Here is an 18,778-nt window from a genome sequence, read left to right on the forward strand (position 1 = left end):
TGCAGTTGCGCGTGAAGAGAGGGTCATCACACCCGCATCGGCATCAGCACGTAGAGCGCGCCCTTGCTGTCGCGGTCCTGCACCAGGGTCGGCGAGCCGGGATCGGCGAGCTTCAGCACTGCGACCTCGCCTTCAATCTGGGCGGCGATGTCGAGCAGATAGCGCGAGTTGAAGCCGATATCGAGCGCGTCGGAAGCGTACTCGACCTCGAGCTCCTCGGTGGCGCTGCCGGAATCCGGGTTGGTGACCGAGAGCACCAGCTTGCCCGCGGACAGCGCGAGCTTCACCGCGCGGCCGCGTTCGCTGGAAATCGTCGAGACGCGGTCGACGGCGGCTTCGAAATCCTTCTTGTCGACGACGAGTTCCTTGTCGTTGTTCTGCGGAATGACGCGGCCGTAGTCCGGGAAGGTGCCGTCGATCAGCTTCGAGGTCAGCACCACATTGCCGAGCGTAAAGCGGATCTTGCCGTCCGATAGCTCGATCGAGATCTCGGCGTCGTCGCCCTCGATCAGCCGCTGCACCTCGCCAACGGTCTTGCGCGGGACGATCACGCCGGGCATGCCGGTTGCGCCCTTGGGCAGCGCGAGGTCGATCTGCGCCAGCCGGTGACCGTCGGTCGCAACGCCGCGCAGGGTCGCCGCCTTGGCGCTGCCGGCCGCGTGCAGATAGATGCCGTTGAGGTAGTAGCGGGTCTCTTCGGTCGAGATCGCGAACTGCGTGCGGTCGATCAGGCGCTTGATGTCGGACGCCGGCAGCGAGAACGAATGCGTCATGTCGCCGGCGGCAAGGCCCGGGAAGTCGCTCTCGGGCAGGGTCTGCAGCGTGAAGCGCGAGCGGCCGGCACGCACGGCCAGCACCGAGCGGTCGCCGTCGGCTTCCAGCACGATCTGCGAGCCGTCGGGCAGCTTGCGGACGATGTCGTAGAACATGTGCGCGGGCACCGTGGTCGAGCCGGCGGTTCCGGTCTCGGCGGCCAAGGTCTCCGTCACCTCGAGGTCGAGGTCGGTCGCCTTCAGCGACAATTTGGCGCCCTCGGCGCGGATCAACACGTTGCCGAGGATCGGGATGGTGTTGCGGCGCTCGACCACGCGGTGAACGTGACCCAGCGATTTCAGGAGTTGCGCGCGCTCGACGGTGACCTTCATTGCAATACCCGCCAGATCCCTCAGATGGAAAAGCCGGGCGGCCTTTCAGGGCAGCACCGCGGCATTGGAAACCCGAAAAGCCGGATCAATACCGGATTTGATCAAACCCACGGGGGGACCGCAAGGTGGCGCGGATGGGCGGCCGGTGCAAGGGATACGGGCGCGAAACGAGCCCCGTTCCCCACGTTTTGGGTCGGAAAAAAGTTTAGCCCTCCCCTTTGGCGAGGGGAGGGCTATGGAACGATCCGGCCGGATGAAGCGGCCCTATTCCTGCAGCTGGCGCTTCAGCGATTCGACTTCCTCCGACAGCGCCGTGTCCTTGGCGACCAGTGCCTCAATCTTGCGCACGGCGTGCAACACCGTGGTGTGGTCGCGGCCGCCGAAGCGCCGGCCGATCTCCGGCAGCGAGCGCAAGGTCAGCGTCTTCGCCAGATACATCGCGACCTGGCGCGGGCGCACCACATTGGCGGTGCGGCGGGACGACAGCAAGTCGGAGCGGCTGACATTGTACTGCCGGGCGACCACGCGCTGGATGTCCTCGATCTTGATCCGCTTCGGCTCCTGCGGGCGGATCAGGTCGCGCACCTCGCGCTCGGCCATCTCCAGCGTCACCGGCTGGTTGTTGAGCTTGGAGTGCGCCAGCAGGCGGTTGATCGCGCCTTCAAGGTCGCGGCCGTTATGGGTGATGGTACGCGCCAGATAGTCGAGCACCTCCTCCGGCACATCGAAGCTCGCATGGTGGGCGCGGGCGGCGGCGACGCGCGACTTCAGGATGCCGAGCCGCAGCTCCTCGCCGAGCGAGCCCATCTCGACCACGAGGCCGCCGGCGAGCCGCGAGCGCACGCGGTCGTCGAGGCTTTCCAGATCCGACGGCGGACGGTCGGCAGCGATCACGACCTGGCGGCCGGCATCGATCAGCGCGTTCAGCGTGTGGCAGAACTCGGCTTGCGTCGACTTGCCCTGCAGGAACTGCAGATCGTCGATGACCAGCACGTCGATGCCGCGCAGGGCCTCCTTGAAGGCCAGCGCCGTCTGCGTCTTCAGCGCCGCGACGAAGCCGTACATGAACTTCTCGGCGGTGAGATACAGCACCTTGCGCTCGCCGCCGGAATTGCCGGACCAGGTCACCGCCTGCAGCAAATGCGTCTTGCCGAGGCCGACGCCGGCATGAATGTAGAGCGGGTTGAACATCACGGGATCGCCACGGCGACCTTCCGCGACCTGGCGGGCCGCCGCATGAGCCAGCGTGTTGGAACGGCCGACGACGAAGCTGGCGAAGGTCAGGCGCGGATCGAGCGGCGAGCCGCCGAGCGCGTCGTGGCTCGCGGACACCGGCGCGGTCGCAACCGAGCGCAGTTCAGGCACGAGCCGGCCGTCAGTGCGCTCGATGCGGCGCACTTCGACTGGCGCAACCGTTTCCTTCACCGGAGCCGTCGCGCGGATCGCCGAGCGCACGGTGAGGTCGATGCGATGCACTTCGGGCATCTCGGCCTGCCAGCAGGAGAGCACGCGTTCGGCATAGTGCGCCTGGATCCAGCTCTTGAGGAACCGGGTCGGAACCGACAGGTGCACGCTCTCGTCGTGCACGCTCTCCAGATCCATCCGAGCGAACCAGCTCGTGTAGACGTCCTCGCCAACGCTCGTCCGCAAACGTCCCTTCACCCGCGACCAGCGATCCTGTTCCGTGTTCGTCATTGCCTTCGTACTTCCAAGTCTGAGAGATAATCGTTGCGAAAGCGCCGTGCAGGTTTCCTGCCGCGGCGCGACCTCTAGCGGGCGCGGTCTGCTCCGGACAAAGCTCTCCCGTGTGGCGTCCATGCGCCACCCGACAGATCAGCTGTTTGGAGAAGATGCGCCCCGCGAGGTCAGCGCGTACTCGACGGACGCTTCGGGTGGGAGCTGACGTCCGAGGGGTTGATTACGGCACCACTGGAAATTTGCGCTTCGGCTGTCGTTGGTTCGACTGCAGTGATGATACCGTAAGCCATAAGACCTCCCCCTCCCGCCGCGACGTATCGCGGCAAGTTGTCAGCTTGCTCGTGTCTTCAAATTCGAACTGCTGCTACCGAACACCGAAATGCCCGGCGCTTCGCCGCCGCCGTGTCGTCGTCAACCCGTTCACTCGCTCCGCGTTCCCGCTGCCAGATTCCGACTGACGTCCTGGTCTCTCTTGTTCGATCCCCCAAATTGCCGGGGACATCGCCGGAGAATTTTTGACACAGGTCGTCTGTCCTCATATCGCTATGAGTTGTCAATCTAGCTTCGCTTGGAAAGCGTCGCTAACGCACACACCGCCGCCGATTTGTGCGTCCGCCCCTGGGTCTCAAACCGCGCTGATCTGGAGAGCCGTGGGCGTCGCGAACAAGAAATAAATACACCAAGCTGATTTTCTGACAATCCGTGGATTCGACGGGGATCGAGACTCTTCGCGACTGTTGCGGCGTTGCCGATGCTGAGTTGCGAAAGCAAGTTTTTGAATCAGCGCACAGATTCACGCGTGTCACAAACGACGGTGCAATACCAAAAATTTTTCATAGAAAATTTACATTTGGTCTCGCGCCGGTCATTTTTCCAATCGCTGTCCAACGCTATGTGCATAAGTAATTCGCGAGACGTCATTTTTCTCGATTACTTTTGCAGGGTAACCCCGCTTCGCAAGTTTCGTCCGCGAAATGCTCGCGCGCTATTCCATCTATCTAGCTTAGCGAAGAACAATCTGTGGGCGAGTGCGGCGCGTTAAGCATGTCGAGCCGGTAGAACTACGGACGCGACGAAACGAAACATGACACGCAGTTCGTTGCGCGGCAACGCGAAGTGTTCTCGCGCTATGAAACTTCCACGACAAAAGTCGAGACAAAAACAAAAAGCCCGGCGCGAGCCGGGCTTCGTGACAAATGTGTTTTCCAGTCAGCTCTGGTGGCGAGCCGTTACTTCGCGAGCTTGGCGATGCTCTGCGTGAGGCGCGACACCTTACGGCTCGCGAGGTTCTTGTGAATGATGTTGCGCTGCGCTGCCTTCATCAGCTCGGGCTCAGCGCGGCTCATCGCCTTCAGTGCCGCCTCGCGGTCGCCGCTCTTGATCGCTTCCTCGACGGTGCGCACCGCGCCACGCATCTGCGTGCGGCGCGACTTGTTGACGATGGTGCGGCGGGCAATCTTGCGGGTCGCCTTCTTGGCGGAGGTGGTGTTGGCCATGGTTCTCTAACTGTCCTTCGGCGGTGATCGCTCGGTGGTCGGGCTTGCGCGCACCGGCCGGTTCAAATCTCAACTCTGATGTATTTGTCCAAGGTGGTTTTCTTGGGTGTCCTTGAGGCGGCCATGCGAAGAGCGCAAAATGCTGCCCCCGCATGCGGCACTGTCCAAAGAACAGCGGCGGCAGGATTGCGCCCGCCGCCATCGGTCGGTCTTATAGATGGCGCGGGCTTAAGCGTCAACGCTTTCGGGACCCAAAAAGGGCCCGAAATCGTCCCTGCGGGGGCCGGATAAGCCGCTGAAGAGGTTGAATTTCCGGGGGGCGCCCGGTAAGGCCTGACGACGCGTGGGGCGCAACTGGGAGTTAGGGTGACGCATGATCCGCGGCTTCTTCCGTCTGATCGGCCTTCTGCTGCTGGCCGGCAGCTTCATCTTCATGGTCTATGACGGGGCCCGCTACGTCGCCGACCAGAGCCTGCGGTTCACCCAATTCGGCCAGTTCTGGAACGACATCCACCAGTCGAGCCAGCAGGCATTCCATGCCTGGGTGGATCGCTTCGCGCCCTGGCTCTGGAATGACGTGATCCGCCTGCTTCTGGAGCAGCCGGTATTCGCGGTGCTCGGCATTGCCGGCATCCTGCTGATGATCCTGTTCCGGCCGCGTAAGCCCCTGATCGGCTACGCGCGCGACTGACTTGTCGGCAGCCCTCCCTGGCCGCAGCACCCCGTAACGGGGCTGCCATCATCCGCGTAAGGACATATATAGGTGACAGCCGGCCCGCAGGCCGTTGCCGCGTCGGCCGATGTCCCGCCTGGAGGTGTCCATGTTGTTCATGCGCAAGACCACCGCGTTGCCGAGCGCCGCCGAGGCGCTGCCGGGCCGCGCGACGCCGATCCCGACCGCGATCACCCATTTCGTCAATGGCAGCAAGTTGCAGCCGCCTTATCCGCAAGGCCTCGAGCAGGCGGTGTTCGGGCTCGGCTGCTTCTGGGGCGCGGAGCGCAAATTCTGGGAACTCGGCGAGGGGATCTACACCACTGCGGTCGGCTATGCCGGCGGCCACACGCCGAACCCGACCTATGAGGAAGTATGCTCGGGGCGCACCGGCCACACCGAAGTGGTGCAGGTCGTGTTCGACCCGAAGAAGATCTCCTACGAGAAGCTGCTGAAGACGTTCTGGGAGAACCACAACCCGACGCAGGGCATGCGCCAGGGCAACGACATCGGCACGCAATATCGCTCCGCGATCTACACGTTCAGCGACGCGCAGCGCAAGGCCGCCGATGAGTCGCAGGCGATGTATCAGAAGGCGCTTGCCGCCAAGGGCCTCGGCGCCATCACCACCGAGATCGCGCCGACCGGTGAATTCTACTTCGCCGAGGACTACCACCAGCAATACCTCGCCAAGAATCCGGCGGGCTATTGCGGGCTCGGCGGCACCGGCGTGTCCTGCCCGATCGGCGTCGGCGTCACCGCCTGACCGTCTTGCTGAGGTCTTGTTGAGGAAGAGCTCGCCCCGGAAAGCCGGTTTGCGCTCTTCCCGGGCACGGCTCCAAGTCAATGGGAGGCCGGCTGTTCCGGCCTCCCGCTCGATCCTCGAAAACCCTTTGTTAACCATAAGTGGTGCAAGACTGGGCCTGTCTCGCCGTTGAGGGATAGGTCCGGTGCCGGTTGCACGCGCGTTACGATTGCCGATCACTGCCGTTGTGGCTGCGCTCGCGCTGTCTGGCTGCATGAGCACGTCCGGTCCCGTCGCCGTCGGCCCGCAAGGCGTCGATGCCGTCACCTACGGCCCGGCCTACGCACCCGCTCCGGTTGCCGATGCAGGCGGCGGCGGTGCAATCAGCGCATTGCGTTCAGCCTTCGCCAGCACGTCCCCTGGTTATGGCTATGCCGCCCCGGTCGTCTATGCCGCCGCCTCCCCGGGTGGACCCCCCGCCGGTTACGACAACGGCTATCATCTTGGCCCCGGCGACAAGCTCCGCGTCGTGGTCTACGGCCAGGAAGGCCTGACCAATTCCTATGCGATCGACGCCGCGGGCGCGATCACCATGCCGCTGATCGGCTCGGTGCCGGCACGCGGCCGCACGCCGGCCGGGCTTGCCGGCGAAATCTCGGCACGGCTGCGCAACGGCTATATCCGCGAGCCTTCGGTGGCGGTCGAGATCGAGTCCTATCGTCCGTTCTTCATCCTCGGCGAAGTCCAGGCCCCCGGCCAATATCCCTACGTGCCGAACATGACGGTCGAGAGCGCGGTCGCGATTGCCGGCGGCTTCTCGCCGCGTGCCCGCCGCGACAGCGTGACGCTGACCCACACCGATGCGTCCGGCTCCGGGCGCTTCGTGGTGCCGCTGGGCACGCCGATGAGCCCGGGCGATACGGTGTTCGTCGGCGAGCGCTGGTTCTGAAGAAGGACAGCGTCCTTCGTCATTCCGGGACGGTGCGTTAGCACCAGACCCGGAATCTCGAGATTCCCCGATGCGCAATTGCGCATCTGTGGTTCGATGCTGCGCATCGCCCCGGAATGACGCTCACAGCGTCACTTCTTCAAATGCTTCGCGAAAAATTCCATGCTGCGCGGCCAGGCAATGTCGGCGCTTGCCTTGTCGTAGCTGGCGCGCTCGTCGCAATGGAAGCCGTGCTGCGCGCCGGGATAGATGAAGACCTCGACCTCGGGCCGCTTCGACTTGATGGTCCCGACATCGCTCAAGGGTATGCCGGCATCCTTCTCGCCGAAATGCAGCTGCGTCGGCACCGCCGGCTTGTCGTCGGCGAAGCGCACGACGGCGCCGCCGTAATAGCCGACCGCGGCTGACAGCCCGGCCAGCTTGGTGGCGGCCGCATAGGCGACGCTGCCGCCGAGGCAGAAGCCGATGATGCCGACCGGCCCGACCGGCTTCACCGCGTTGATCGCCGCCTGGGTGTCGCGCAGCATCGCGGCCCAGTCGGGATTGGCGACGAACTTCCGCGCCTCGGCGATCTCGTCGGGGGAATAGCCGCTCTGGAAGTTCGGCGTGATGCGATCGAAGATCGAAGGTGCAACCGCGACAAAGCCTTCCTTCGCCAGCCGGTCGCAGACCGAGCGGATGTGGTGATTGACGCCAAAAATCTCCTGGATCACGACGACCGCGCCCTTCGGCGCGCCGGCAGGATCGGCGCGGTAGGCGCCGAGTTCAAATCCGTCGGAAGCTTTCAGTTTGATGTCTTGTCCCATGGTCCATCCTTGTCAGTTTGGGGGTTGCATGAAGGTCATCAACGATGTGGTCCAAAGCGCGATGAAGAAATTGTCATCGCGCTTTGGCTCTTCGTTTGAGCATGGCCGTTTCGAAAAACCGCTTCGCACTTTTCCGGACCATGCTCTATCGCCACATCCAGTTCTCGCCCCAGTCGGCCTTCCAGCCCGTCAGCCGGTGTTTGCGGAATTGGAGGAAGAGGCGGTCGTGGTGCGGAAACAGCCCGCTGCCGCCGAGGTCGCGGAAGGTCAGGAAGATCTCGTTGCCGGGCCGTCCGCTGACATAGGTGAGGGGCGTGCCGAGCGCGCGCTGCGCGTCCGCAACGCCCATGCCGAACACCAGCGGCGTGGTGTTGGACAGCGTCGCGGTGAACGTGGACGGGGCGGTTACGAACGGCAGCTTCTGCGCGCTCGCCCCTGTCGTGGCCGCAGTCAGCAACAAGGCAACGGCGATTGTCTTCATGGCGCGGTCTTTCCCGGCGCGCCGGCCTCAAGGCCATCCAGGAACGGCAGCACCGCGGCGATAAAAGCCTGCGGCTGGTCGATGTTGACGGCGTGGCCGGCGTTCGGAATCACTGCCTTCTGCGCCCGGGGGATTTTTGCCGCCATGTAGTCGGACGCCGCCAGAAACGGCGTGTCGTCGGCGCCGACCACAACCAGCGATGGCACCTGGATCCCGGGCAGCGATTCGATCACCCGTGCATCACGCTGGGCCAGCATGCCGCGCGCCGCGAGCGCGAGGCCCCTGGCGTTGCGATGGGTGACCGACGCGCGCTCGGCGCTCAACGATCTAAGCACCTCGAGCCCTTCGCGGTCGAAGCGGTCGCCGGTCTCGCGGGCGCGCTTGTTCCAGACCTCGCGGGCGTCGTCCTTCTTGAAGCCCGGGCCGGTGTCGATGATCAGCAGCGCCCGCACCCGCTCCGGATGGGCGCGATGAAAGGCGAGCGACATGTAGCCGCCGAGCGACAGCCCGCCGACGATCGCCTTGTCGGCGCCGGCGGCGTCGAGCAGAGCGGCGATGTCGCCGACCGTCAGCGCTTCGCTATAGGCATCGGGATCGTCGGGATAGTCGGACTGGCCGTGCCCGCGCATGTCCCACAGGATCAGCTTGTGCCGTTGCGACAGCGCCTCGATCTGGCCCTGCCACATCGCCGAGGTCGAGGAATAGCCGTGGGTCAGGATCAGCGGCGGGCCGCTGCCGTGAACCTCGTAGTAGATGTCGACGCCGCTGCGGTTGAGCTTGGCCATTGACGGGCTCCTTGTGTTTCTCTCGCCGCTGTCATCGGACGGCGTTGCCGATCCCTGCTGCCGACGCTTTGAGCAAGCGTCAGTCGATTAGACACGAACGCTGGCATTCCAAAAAGCGTCATGCCGTTGCCGCATCGCACAACAGGCATCTTCGGAAATTTATTCTTTTCGAGCAATTCCAAATTGGATTGCCTCCAGCCGGGAACCGGATCATTGTTTCGGCAACTGTCGCTGACCCGGTGGGCGCCGGCCAAGACCCAACAGTGAGTTGCCGCCGTAAGCGGCTTCCTACACCGGAAGGGGAGAGAGATGCCAAATCTCAATATCAACGGACGGAATATGTCCGTCGAGGCGGCCAATGACACGCCGCTGCTTTGGGTCATCCGCGAGCAATTGCAGATGACGGGCACCAAATTCGGATGCGGCGCCGGTCTGTGTGGCGCCTGCACGGTTCACGTCAACGGCGAAGCGGTGCGGTCCTGCCAGACCTCGGTCGCCGACGCCGTCGGCAAGAAGATCACCACCATCGAAGGCCTGTCGGCCAAGGGCGATCATCCCTTGCAGAAGGCCTGGGTCGCCGAGCAGGTGCCGCAATGCGGCTACTGCCAGTCCGGCCAGATCATGCAGGCGGCAGCGCTGCTGTCGAAGAACACCAACCCGACCAAGGAAGAAGTGGTCGCGCATATGGACGGCAATCTCTGCCGTTGCATGACCTATTCACGAATCCAGAAGGCGATCATGCGCGCTGCGTCCGACATGCGCACCGCATCGGCCACCGGATCCGAGCGGAGGGCCACATGAACAAGCACGTGAACAACCTCGCGCCCGAGACGACCGATCTCAGCCGCCGTTCCTTCCTGGTCGGCACCGCTGCAACCGGCCTCGTGCTCGGCTACGCCGCGTCCGGCATCGACCAGGCGCTCGCGGCACCCGCACCCGCCAACTTCGAGCCGAGCGTCTGGTATTCGATCGCGCCCGACGGTCTCGTCACCGTGACCTGCGGCAAGGCCGACATGGGCCAGCACGTCGCCTCGACCATGGCGCAGATCGTGGCCGAAGAGCTCGGCGCGAACTGGAAGGACATGCGGGTTCAGCTCGCCTCCAATGATCCGAAGTTCAACGATCCCGTGCTGGGCGCGCAGATCACCGGCGGCAGCTGGTCGACGATGATGAACTTCGACGCGATGAGCCGCGCCGGTGCAGCCGGCCGCATCGCATTGACCGAGGCGGCGGCGGCCTCCATGGGCGTGCCGGCCGGCGAGCTGGTGGTGCGCGATTCCAGGATCAGCCATGCGAAGTCGAAGAAGTCGATGTCGTTCGCCGAAGTGGTGAAGAGCGGCAAGGCGACCAAGACCTTCACTGCGGATGACCTGAAGGCGATCAAGCTGAAGACGCCCGACCAGTACACTATGATCGGCGTCTCGGTGCCGCAGCTCGACATCCCGTCGAAGACCAATGGCACGGCCAAGTACGGCATCGACGTGATGGTGCCGGGCATGGTCTACGGCGCGCTGGTCACCCCGCCGGTGCGTTACGGCGCCACCGTGAAGGCGGTCGACGATAGTGCGGCCAAGAAGCTGCCCGGCTTCATCAAGGCCGTCACCCTCGACGACAAGACCACAACCACGACCGGCTGGGTCGTCGCGGTCGCCAACACCTATGCGCAGGCGAAGAAGGCCGCGGCGGCGCTGAAGATCAGCTATGACGGCGGCCCGAACGCAAAGCTGTCGAGCGAATCGCTGCTCACGGAAGCCAAGCGGCTTCAGGGACTGGACGATTCCGGCCAGTTCTTCGTCAAGGACGGTGATCCCAAGGCGGCCTTCGGCTCGGCGGCCAAGGTGCTGGAGGCGGAATACACCACCAACATCAACATCCACGCTCCGATGGAGCCGATGAACGCCACCGCGGAGTTCAAGGGCGACATCCTGCACATCTATTCCGGCAACCAGTTCGCGACGCGCTCCGGCGCGATTGCGGCCGGCGCCGCCGGGATCGATCCGAAGTTCGTGGTGATGCACCAGATGTGGCTGGGCGGCGGTTTCGGCCGGCGTCTCGATGCCGACATGATGGTGCCCGCGGTGCAGGCGGCGAAGGCCGTCGGCAAGCCGGTCAAGGTCATCTACACGCGCGAAAACGACATGACGATGGATTTCTCGCGTCCGCTGACCTACCAGAAGGTGAAGGCCGGCATGGACGGCGACGGCAAGATCGTCGCGATGAGCCACGATGTGGTCTCGGCCTGGCCGACCGCGCGTTGGGGAATCCCCGATTTCCTCACACCGTCGGTCGACAAGAAGGGGCCGCTCGACTCCTTCACCGTGAACGGAGCGGACTTCTTCTACACCGTGCCCAACCACTATGTGCGGGCGATCAAGAACGAGATGGCGCACAACGCCACCCCGTCGGGTCAGCTCCGCTCGGTGGCGCCGGGCTGGACGTTCTGGGCGGTCGAAAGCATGATCGACGAGATCGCGCATGCGACCGGCAAGGACCCGGCGCAGCTGCGCATCTCGTTGCTCGACGGCAAGGGCAAGAATGACGGCGGCGCGCAGCGTCTCCGCAACACCTTGCTCGCTGCGATGGGCCTTGCCGGCTACGGCACCAAGCAGCTGCCCAAGGGCGAAGGCATGGGCGTTGCCTGCGTGTCGTCGCAGGAGCGCGCCACGGCGAGCTGGACCGCCTGCGTCGCCCATGTCGCGGTCGCCCCGTCGGGCGAGGTGACGGTGAAGAAGCTGACGGTTGCGACCGACGTTGGTACGCAAGTGAATCCCGACGGCATCCGGGCCCAGGTCGAGGGCGCGGCGCTGTGGGGCATGTCGCTGGCGCTGTTCGAGAAGGCGACGTTGAAGGACGGCGGCATCGAGCAGACCAACTTCGACAGCTACACGCCGCTTCGGATGAGCCAGCTGCCGGAAGTCGCGGTCAACGTCATCGCCAATGGCGAGAAGGCGACCGGCGTCGGCGAGCCCGCGGTGACGGTGGTGGCGCCGGCGATCGGCAACGCTGTCTTCAACGCGGTCGGCGCCCGCGTCCGCGGCCTGCCGATCACCGCAGAAGCCGTCAAGGCTGCGATGAAGGCGTAACGATCTGAACGAACAAGAACGCCGGAGAGCACCAGCTCTCCGGCGTTTTCCTTTGCTCCGCGCGTCGGCCGGGCGATGACGGCATCAACTTCGACGCCGCAAAAATTCATGATTCGCCGCCGATCCGCGCATCGGCATTGATTTCCGGCCGGCCTGATTTTGCTGGCGGATTCGGCGATCGCTCAAATTGTATCCATTGCGCTCAGCCGCCGTTCAGTATCCCCATTAAGCCGGAGGGAACGCATCGTCAGGTAGCGTCCCGGCGTCGGTCGTTACCGCGACGGGGATTTCATGACAGCCTTAGCCAACAACCAGACTTCGAAGCGCCGCCTCCTGCTGGCGTCAGATCGAAGCGATCAGAGCAATGAGCTCGCCAACATCCTGCGCTCGGTGGGCGAGGTCGATACCGTTCCGACCTCTGACATTCCCGAGCAGCCGGCCCGCGATCTCTCCGGCATCGTCGTCGACATCAATCTGCGCTCGCCCGAAGCCGTGCAACTGGTCCGCGCCAAGCTGCAGGCCGACGCTTATCGCGAGATGCCGCGGCTGTTCGTGCTGGCGGACGCCTTGCATCACGCCTCGATGCAGGCCTGGGCGCTCGGCGCCACCGACACGATCTCGCGGCCGTTCGATGCGCGCGGCATCTTGCAGCGCATCCGCGCCGCATTCCCCGACGACAGCGGTTATGACGAGACCGATCGCGGCAAGGCGCTCAACCGCGGCGTCGAAGCCGCGCACGGCGTGATGGTCAAGATGTTCGAGCGGATGCGCGCCGGCGAGCCGCTCAAGTTCGAGGACATCGTCGCCGCCGAGAACAAGATCCTAAAGGCGATCAAGCACAACTCGCTGCGCGAGTGGCTGACCACGGTCGGCTGCCATCACCAGGAGACTTATCGCCACTGCCTGTTCGTGACCGGCTTTGCGGTCGCGTTCGCGCAGCACCTCGGCATGCGCGACGACGACCAGCGCCGGCTCGCCCGCGCCGCGCTGCTGCACGACGTGGGCAAGGCCTTCGTTCCGGTCGCGCTGCTCGACAAGCCCGGCGCGCTGACGGTGGAGGAAATGGCCGAGATGCGCGAGCATCCGCGCCGCGGCTACGAGGCGCTGTCCGCGCAGGGCGGCTTCCCGCCGGAAATGCTCGACGTGATCCTGCATCACCACGAATTCCTCGACGGCACCGGCTATCCGAACGGCCTCAGCGGCAACCAGATCAGCGACATCGTCCGCGTCACCACGATCGTCGACGTCTATGCCGCTTTGGTCGAGAAGCGCGCCTACCGGCTGCAGTTCACCCACGCCAAGGCATTCTCCATGATGGAGGAGATGGGCGGCAAGCTCGACCAGCAATTGCTGCAGGCGTTCCGCCCGGTGGCGTTCGGGCACTATTGAGTCCTCAATCCCGTCATTGCTACGTCGCTTCGTCGTCGCAATGCCGGCTGAGGCGACGGCTCTAGCCAATCAACGCAAGTCGTCCTCCTTACCTCCGCCTAGATTCCGGTGATCATCGGCAGGACCGATGCTCCGACGGGTGAGGACGATCATGGATACGGCAACGACCGGGGATTTCGACATCCCCGCCGACATCGCGGCAACCCTCGTCGATCCCGTCGCCTATGCGGACGACCGCATCCACGACAGCTATCGCTGGCTGCGCGCCAACAACCCGCTCGGCATCGCGCGGCCCGAGAAGTTCGACCCGTTCTGGGTGGTGACCAAGCACGCGCATATCCAGGCGATCAGCCGGCAGAACGAGCTGTTCCACAACGCCGATCGGCCGACCACCCTGACGACGCAGGCGCTCGAGGAGCGCGTTCGCAAGATTACGGGCGGGCCCAATTTGGTGCGCTCGCTGGTGCAGATGGACGCGCGCGACCACCCGAAATATCGCGCGCTGACGCAAGGCTGGTTCATGCCGGCCAATCTCGGCAAGTTCGAGGCCCGCGTCCGCGAGATCGCGCGCGCCACGGTGCAGCGCATGCTCGCGAGGGGCGGCGCCTGCGACTTCGTCGAGGACGTCGCGCTCGGCTATCCCCTGCACGTCATCATGGAGATACTCGGCGTGCCCGAGGCGGACGAGCCGCGCATGCTCAAGCTAACGCAGGAACTGTTCGGCCCGCAAGATCCCGACACCGCGCGCGTCCGCGACGCGCTGAGCGCGGAGCAGGTCTCCGCGATGCTGCAGGCGATCATCGCCGACTTCTCCGCCTACTTCCGCAAGATCACCGAGGATCGCCGTCAGCACCCGCGCGACGATCTCGCCACCGTCATCGCCAATGCGAAGATCGGCGGCGACTACATGCCGGAGCACGATCAGACCAGCTACTACATGATCGTCGCGACCGCGGGCCACGACACCACCTCATCCTCGACCGCCGGCGCGATCTGGGCGCTGGCCAGGGACCCCGCGGAATTCGCCAAGGTGAAGGCCAACCCGGAACTGATCCCGGGCCTGGTCGACGAGTCGATCCGCTGGATGACGCCGGTCAAGCATTTCATGCGCTCGGCCACCGCGGATACCGAGCTCGGCGGCCGCAAGATCGCCAAGGGCGATTGGCTGATGTTGTGTTACGCCTCGGGCAATCGCGACGAGGAGGTGTTCGAGGACCCCGATCGCTTCCGCAGCGATCGCAAGCCCAATCGCCATGTCGCGTTCGGCTATGGCGCGCATCTCTGCCTCGGCCAGTACCTCGCCAAGCTCGAGATGCGCATCCTGTTCGAGGAACTGCTGCCGCACCTGAAGTCGCTGTCGCTCGACGGCGAGGTGAAGATGACGCAAGCCTATTTTGTCAACGGCCCGAAGAAGCTGCCGATCCGGTTCGAGGTGAATTGAAGTCCGTCCGTCATTGCGAGCGAAGCGAAGCAATCCATAGCGCCGCACACGCGGAAGCATGGATTGCTTCGTCGCTCCGCTCCTCGCAATGACGGAGGAAACCTTACTCCACCATCTTCCTCAGCTCCGCCTTCGCGACCTTCTCCAGCGTCGAGCGCGGCATCTCCTCGACGAAGCGGATTTCGCGCGGCACCTTGAAGTCGGCGAGGCCCGCGCGACAAGCGGCCATGACGTTGTCGTGGAGGTCGACGGGCAACGCGGCGACGCCGGCTTGCGGGATGATGAAGACGACCGGGACCTCGTCCAGCATCGGATGCTTCTTCGCCACCACGGCGGCTTCGCGTACGCCCGGCACCACCGCGATCACCTGTTCGATCTCGGAGGCCGCGACATTCTCGCCGCCGACCTTCAGCATGTCCTTGGAGCGGTCGCCGAACTTGATGTAGCCGCGCTCCAGCATCGTGACGCGGTCGCCGGTGATGAAGTAGCCGTGCTCGTCGAAGCTCTCGCGCGTGGCCTTTTCGTTGTGCAGATATTCGGCGAACAGCGACAGGCCGGGGATTCCCTTGATCAGGAGGTTGCCGGTCTCGCCGACCCCGGTCGGCGCGCCGTCGTCATTGACGATGCGGATTTCGTATTCGGGGGCGGCGCGGCCGATCGACATCGGCGTGTTGGGCTGATCGACCTCGCCGATGATGCCGTGGGTGATGGTCTCGGTCATGCCCCACCAGCCGATGATCTTGATTCCGAACATCGCGAATGCCGGCGGCTCGTTCACGGCAGTGCCCCAGAGCCGGAATTTGTGATTCTTCGGCACCTCGTGCTCCAGCAGCGCCTTCATGCAGAACGGGATCGTCGAGGTCCAGGTCGAACCGTGCTCGAGCGCCACCGGCCAGAAGCGGCTCGCGGAGAAGCGCGGCTGGATCACGCAGGTCGCCCCGACCCACAGGCTCGCCAGCATCGAATAGGCCAGCGCGTTGGTGTGAAACAGCGGCAGATAGGTCTGGTGCACGTCAAAGGCGTGCAGGTCCTGATGCGCCGCGTTGATCTTGGCGCCCCACAGCGCGTTGGCGTGGGTCCACAGCACCGCCTTCGGCCGCGACGTGGTGCCGGAGGTATATTGCACGCTGCAGGGGGCGAGCGGATCGGTCGGGCGACGCGGCCGGTCGGCGCTGTCGGCAAGCAACGCGTCGAAGCTGTCGCCGCGCGCGGGTGGTTGTGCCGACGCTTGCCCGGCGTCGTGCGAGGTCACCGCGATCCAGCGCAGGCCCTTGCAGTTGGCTGATATCAGCTCGGCATAGGCCGGCTGGGTGATCGCGGCGACCGCGCCGCAATGGCCGGCAAAATATTCGATCTCGGCCGCGGCCGAGCGGGTGTTGGTGGTGACCGCGATCGCGCCGAGTTCGACACAGGCGAACCACGACATGATCGCCTCGACGCAATTGTCGAGATGGATCAGGACATAGTCGCCCTGCCGGATGCCGCGCTTCGCAAGGCCCGCAGCCAGCGCGCCGACCCGCTCATGGAATTCGCCGTAGCTCCAGCGCCGTGCCGCCGTGTCGAACGGCGCCCAGATCAGGAATGGATGGTCGCGGCGCACCTCGGCGCGCATCCGCAGCAGCCATGGCACGTCGAGCCCCGCAAACGGTCCCACGACGCCTGGTGCTGGATTCGAGTTGGCCATATGTCCTCCCGCGCGCCTTGTCGGCCGCCATTGGTCTTGGTTGGGAGCAGTTCTGCCATCGGTGTGCGCCGAGAGCAAATCGGGATTTGCAAAGCGGTTTTGCGCTGAAGCAATCTGTTCCGCCGCACGGAAGAGATCGATTTATTCGCAGCATCCGTCATCGGGCGCGCATTCGCACGCCGCGTCGGCTCGCAAGGACGAACGAAAGCTAGGTCGCGTTCTTCTCGTACGACGAGATCTCGATCAGGCTGCCGTCGGGGTCGCGGCAATAGACCGAGCGCAGCGTGCCGCGCGCGCCTTGCTTGGCCACCGGGCCTTCCTCGATCCTGACGCCATTGGCCTTCAGATGTGCGACCACTTCCTCGGGCGTGCTCGAGGTAAGGAAGCAGAGATCGTCGCTGCCGGCCGCTTCGTGATCGGCGGTGAACCAGTCCACCTTGTCGGCATCGCGCGGCCGCACATTGATCTTCTGGTTGCCGAACACCAGCGAGGTGCGCGGTGTCTTGCCCTTGCCGGGGTCGAACACCTTCACCTCCATGCCGAGGATCCTGCTGTACCAGGCAACCGAGCGCACGACATCGGTGACGTTGATCACGAGATGGTCGAGGCCATTTACCTTGACGGACATGATCGATCCTCTTCGGTCCAGAGTACTTTCGAGCGATGTGGTCGCCGGTTCTGGTGCGATCAGAGCCGAAGCTTAGTCTTTCGTCGCGGTCGGCGGCGCACGTGTCGCACTGGTCGCTTCAGGCATTGTTTGTTAAAACCGCGCCGCACGCAACGCAACAGAAACGGGCAGGGCGCCAAACCCTGCTGGATTGGGAGAAGCTTCATGATTTCACGCCGTACCGCGCTGGGCCTGATCGGGTCGGGGATTTCGACATTCGCGATCGGCCGCGCTTCCGCTGCCGACTATCCGGCGCGGCCGGTGCGCTGGATCGTGGGTTATCCGCCGGGCGGCGCCACCGACATCATCGCGCGCCTGGTCGGGCAGCGGCTGTCGGAGAGGCTCGGGCAGCAATTCGTGATCGAGAACAAGCCGGGCGCCGGCAACAATATCGGCACCGAGGCGGCGATCAACGCCGAGCCGGACGGCTACACCGTGCTGCTGGTCAATCCGGCCAATTACATCAATGCCTCGCTTTACGCCAATCTGAAGTTCAACTTCGTGCGCGACGTCGCGCCGGTTGCTTCGTTCAATCGCGTGCCGAACGTGATGACCGTCAACAAGGACGTGCCGGCCAAGACCGTCGCCGAGTTCATCGAATATGTGAAGGCCAATCCCGGCAAGGTGAACATGGCCTCTTCCGGCAACGGCACCTCGGTGCATCTCTCCGGCGAGATGTTCATGGCGATGACCGGCTGCAAGATGCAGCACGTGCCGTATCGCGGCGCCGCGCCCGCGATCACCGACATGCTCGGCGGCCAGGTGCAGGTGATCTTCGACAACATGCCCTCGATCATCCAGCACATCCGCTCCGGCGCGCTGCGCGCGCTGGCTGTGACGTCAACAGAGCGATCCTCGCAACTGCCCGATGTTCCGTCGGTCGCCGAAACCGTGAAGGGCTACGAGGCGAGCGCGCTGTTTGGCATGGGCGCGCCGAAGAACATGCCGAAGGAAGTTGTCGCCAAGCTCAACACCGAGATCAACGCCGTGCTCGCCGAACCCGACATGAAGAAGCGTCTGGTCGAACTCGGCGGCGATCCGCTGATCCAGACGCCGGAAGCCTTCGGCAACGACATCAAGGCCGAGACCGACAAGTGGAAGAAGGTGGTCGAGTTCGCCGGCCTCAAGGTCGAGTAGGCCTCGCAAGAGGCGCGATGCTGGATCGCGCGGGACAAACGTGGCCCGCGTGGTACAGCCGGTCCCTGGCCGAAGCCGAATTCGTCGGCCTTGACCCGGAATAAAATGACGTTCAGGAACCTTATCAAAGATGCCGCACCTGGCTAACTGCGGCGTCCGAGGAGCCGGATCATGCGCGCATCGGCAATGCTTGTTCTGGGAACGATGACGCTCGCAGGCGCGGCGAGTATCACGCCCGCTTCCGCCGATCCTTATGACTACCCATGGTGCGCGCAGGGCCCGAGCCTGGGCTATCCCGGCGAATGCGCCTATCGAACCTACCAGCAATGCCTCGCGAGCGTGTCCGGCCGCTATCTCTATTGCGGCGAGAATCCGCGCTTCCTGTTCAGCGAACCGCCGCCGCCACCACCGGGCCGCTATCAGCGTCGGCACCGGACTGTTTATCCCGATTAGCGTTGCGGCATCACCGCAAGGCATCTGTCGCCACTGTTCCTGACGTTCGTCCCTCGCGCCGGGTCCATGCTGACGCGATCGTGAAGCCGCGCACTTGACGTCACGCC

Annotated in this window: 17 protein-coding genes; 9 read left to right on the plus strand and 8 right to left on the minus strand. The window is 64.5% G+C overall.

Annotation, left to right across the window (positions count from 1 at the left end):
* Nucleotides 1-26 precede the first annotated feature (26 nt).
* The 3 genes from dnaN to rpsT form a co-directional block, all read right to left on the minus strand.
* A complete protein-coding gene (dnaN, locus tag J6525_RS24570; protein ID WP_074126563.1) occupies nt 27-1,145 on the minus strand; it encodes a DNA polymerase III subunit beta in 1,119 nt (372 codons plus the stop codon).
* Nucleotides 1,146-1,409: 264 nt separating this feature from the next.
* The gene (dnaA, locus tag J6525_RS24575) at nt 1,410-2,840 is read right to left on the minus strand and encodes a chromosomal replication initiator protein DnaA (RefSeq protein ID WP_092080949.1); all 1,431 of its coding nucleotides are present in this window, start codon (nt 2,838-2,840) and stop codon (nt 1,410-1,412) included.
* A 1,232-nt stretch (nt 2,841-4,072) separates the two neighbouring features.
* Nucleotides 4,073-4,339 (minus strand): 30S ribosomal protein S20, encoded by a 267-nt coding sequence (gene rpsT / locus J6525_RS24580; protein ID WP_057015335.1) that lies wholly within the window; start codon nt 4,337-4,339, stop codon nt 4,073-4,075.
* A 373-nt stretch (nt 4,340-4,712) separates the two neighbouring features.
* Here rpsT and J6525_RS24585 point away from each other — a divergent pair, with 373 nt between their 5' ends.
* From J6525_RS24585 to J6525_RS24595, 3 genes are all read left to right on the plus strand, one after another.
* The gene (locus J6525_RS24585) at nt 4,713-5,030 is read left to right on the plus strand and encodes a hypothetical protein (RefSeq protein WP_016842666.1); all 318 of its coding nucleotides are present in this window, start codon (nt 4,713-4,715) and stop codon (nt 5,028-5,030) included.
* A 130-nt stretch (nt 5,031-5,160) separates the two neighbouring features.
* Nucleotides 5,161-5,817 carry a peptide-methionine (S)-S-oxide reductase MsrA gene (gene msrA / locus J6525_RS24590; protein WP_225646637.1) on the plus strand — a complete coding sequence of 219 codons (657 nt, stop codon included), beginning with the start codon at nt 5,161-5,163 and terminating at the stop codon, nt 5,815-5,817.
* A gap of 184 nt (nt 5,818-6,001) precedes the next feature.
* On the plus strand, nt 6,002-6,745 hold the full coding sequence (locus tag J6525_RS24595) for a polysaccharide biosynthesis/export family protein (RefSeq protein ID WP_225646638.1): 744 nt from the start codon (nt 6,002-6,004) through the stop codon (nt 6,743-6,745).
* Between the two features lie 131 nt (nt 6,746-6,876).
* Here J6525_RS24595 and J6525_RS24600 read toward each other — a convergent pair whose 3' ends face one another.
* The 3 genes from J6525_RS24600 to J6525_RS24610 form a co-directional block, all read right to left on the minus strand.
* Nucleotides 6,877-7,551, minus strand: coding sequence for a dienelactone hydrolase family protein (locus J6525_RS24600; RefSeq protein ID WP_225646639.1), 675 nt, complete (start codon nt 7,549-7,551; stop codon nt 6,877-6,879).
* A 145-nt stretch (nt 7,552-7,696) separates the two neighbouring features.
* Nucleotides 7,697-8,032 (minus strand): hypothetical protein, encoded by a 336-nt coding sequence (locus tag J6525_RS24605; RefSeq protein ID WP_028341400.1) that lies wholly within the window; start codon nt 8,030-8,032, stop codon nt 7,697-7,699.
* Nucleotides 8,029-8,817 carry an alpha/beta fold hydrolase gene (locus J6525_RS24610; RefSeq protein WP_225646640.1) on the minus strand — a complete coding sequence of 263 codons (789 nt, stop codon included), beginning with the start codon at nt 8,815-8,817 and terminating at the stop codon, nt 8,029-8,031. The genes J6525_RS24605 and J6525_RS24610 overlap by 4 nt, the downstream gene beginning before the upstream one ends.
* Nucleotides 8,818-9,126: 309 nt before the next feature.
* Between J6525_RS24610 and J6525_RS24615 the strand changes: the two genes are divergently transcribed.
* The 4 genes from J6525_RS24615 to J6525_RS24630 all read left to right on the plus strand — a co-directional run bounded on the left by J6525_RS24615 (nt 9,127) and on the right by J6525_RS24630 (nt 14,730).
* The gene (locus tag J6525_RS24615; protein WP_026192016.1) at nt 9,127-9,618 is read left to right on the plus strand and encodes a (2Fe-2S)-binding protein; all 492 of its coding nucleotides are present in this window, start codon (nt 9,127-9,129) and stop codon (nt 9,616-9,618) included.
* On the plus strand, nt 9,615-11,900 hold the full coding sequence (locus J6525_RS24620) for a xanthine dehydrogenase family protein molybdopterin-binding subunit (RefSeq protein ID WP_225646641.1): 2,286 nt from the start codon (nt 9,615-9,617) through the stop codon (nt 11,898-11,900). The genes J6525_RS24615 and J6525_RS24620 overlap by 4 nt, the downstream gene beginning before the upstream one ends.
* A 291-nt stretch (nt 11,901-12,191) precedes the next feature.
* Nucleotides 12,192-13,289 (plus strand): HD-GYP domain-containing protein, encoded by a 1,098-nt coding sequence (locus tag J6525_RS24625; protein WP_092080939.1) that lies wholly within the window; start codon nt 12,192-12,194, stop codon nt 13,287-13,289.
* Nucleotides 13,290-13,440: 151 nt separating this feature from the next.
* On the plus strand, nt 13,441-14,730 hold the full coding sequence (locus J6525_RS24630) for a cytochrome P450 (protein WP_225646642.1): 1,290 nt from the start codon (nt 13,441-13,443) through the stop codon (nt 14,728-14,730).
* Nucleotides 14,731-14,833: 103 nt separating this feature from the next.
* On the opposite strand, the gene J6525_RS24635 is transcribed toward J6525_RS24630, so the two are convergent.
* Nucleotides 14,834-16,414, minus strand: coding sequence for an AMP-binding protein (locus tag J6525_RS24635; protein ID WP_225646643.1), 1,581 nt, complete (start codon nt 16,412-16,414; stop codon nt 14,834-14,836).
* A 208-nt stretch (nt 16,415-16,622) separates the two neighbouring features.
* Nucleotides 16,623-17,042: a VOC family protein gene (locus J6525_RS24640; protein ID WP_057015344.1), complete on the minus strand. Its 420-nt coding sequence runs from the start codon at nt 17,040-17,042 to the stop codon at nt 16,623-16,625.
* Nucleotides 17,043-17,246: 204 nt separating this feature from the next.
* On the opposite strand from J6525_RS24640, the gene J6525_RS24645 reads away from it, so the two are divergent.
* Entirely contained in the window at nt 17,247-18,218 is a 972-nt protein-coding gene (locus tag J6525_RS24645) for a Bug family tripartite tricarboxylate transporter substrate binding protein (protein ID WP_092080933.1), read from the plus strand.
* A gap of 171 nt (nt 18,219-18,389) precedes the next feature.
* Nucleotides 18,390-18,671, plus strand: a complete 282-nt coding sequence (locus J6525_RS24650; RefSeq protein ID WP_225646644.1) for a DUF3551 domain-containing protein — start codon at nt 18,390-18,392, stop codon at nt 18,669-18,671.
* Nucleotides 18,672-18,778: the final 107 nt, after the last annotated feature.

The sequence above is a fragment of the Bradyrhizobium australafricanum genome (assembly GCF_020329495.1).
GTDB classification, from domain to species: Bacteria; Pseudomonadota; Alphaproteobacteria; order Rhizobiales; family Xanthobacteraceae; genus Bradyrhizobium; species Bradyrhizobium australafricanum.

What these genes read in the sequence shown, in the direction of transcription:
- J6525_RS24605 (WP_028341400.1), bottom strand. Translation starts at nt 8,032, where the DNA reads ATGAAGACAATCGCCGTTGCCTTGTTGCTGACTGCGGCCACGACAGGG.
- J6525_RS24620 (WP_225646641.1), top strand. Translation starts at nt 9,615, where the DNA reads ATGAACAAGCACGTGAACAACCTCGCGCCCGAGACGACCGATCTCAGC.
- J6525_RS24640 (WP_057015344.1), bottom strand. Translation starts at nt 17,042, where the DNA reads ATGTCCGTCAAGGTAAATGGCCTCGACCATCTCGTGATCAACGTCACC.
- msrA (WP_225646637.1), top strand. Translation starts at nt 5,161, where the DNA reads ATGTTGTTCATGCGCAAGACCACCGCGTTGCCGAGCGCCGCCGAGGCG.
- J6525_RS24650 (WP_225646644.1), top strand. Translation starts at nt 18,390, where the DNA reads ATGCGCGCATCGGCAATGCTTGTTCTGGGAACGATGACGCTCGCAGGC.
- dnaA (WP_092080949.1), bottom strand. Translation starts at nt 2,840, where the DNA reads ATGACGAACACGGAACAGGATCGCTGGTCGCGGGTGAAGGGACGTTTG.
- dnaN (WP_074126563.1), bottom strand. Translation starts at nt 1,145, where the DNA reads ATGAAGGTCACCGTCGAGCGCGCGCAACTCCTGAAATCGCTGGGTCAC.
- J6525_RS24600 (WP_225646639.1), bottom strand. Translation starts at nt 7,551, where the DNA reads ATGGGACAAGACATCAAACTGAAAGCTTCCGACGGATTTGAACTCGGC.
- J6525_RS24610 (WP_225646640.1), bottom strand. Translation starts at nt 8,817, where the DNA reads ATGGCCAAGCTCAACCGCAGCGGCGTCGACATCTACTACGAGGTTCAC.
- rpsT (WP_057015335.1), bottom strand. Translation starts at nt 4,339, where the DNA reads ATGGCCAACACCACCTCCGCCAAGAAGGCGACCCGCAAGATTGCCCGC.
- J6525_RS24630 (WP_225646642.1), top strand. Translation starts at nt 13,441, where the DNA reads ATGGATACGGCAACGACCGGGGATTTCGACATCCCCGCCGACATCGCG.
- J6525_RS24615 (WP_026192016.1), top strand. Translation starts at nt 9,127, where the DNA reads ATGCCAAATCTCAATATCAACGGACGGAATATGTCCGTCGAGGCGGCC.
- J6525_RS24585 (WP_016842666.1), top strand. Translation starts at nt 4,713, where the DNA reads ATGATCCGCGGCTTCTTCCGTCTGATCGGCCTTCTGCTGCTGGCCGGC.
- J6525_RS24635 (WP_225646643.1), bottom strand. Translation starts at nt 16,414, where the DNA reads ATGGCCAACTCGAATCCAGCACCAGGCGTCGTGGGACCGTTTGCGGGG.
- J6525_RS24645 (WP_092080933.1), top strand. Translation starts at nt 17,247, where the DNA reads ATGATTTCACGCCGTACCGCGCTGGGCCTGATCGGGTCGGGGATTTCG.
- J6525_RS24625 (WP_092080939.1), top strand. Translation starts at nt 12,192, where the DNA reads ATGACAGCCTTAGCCAACAACCAGACTTCGAAGCGCCGCCTCCTGCTG.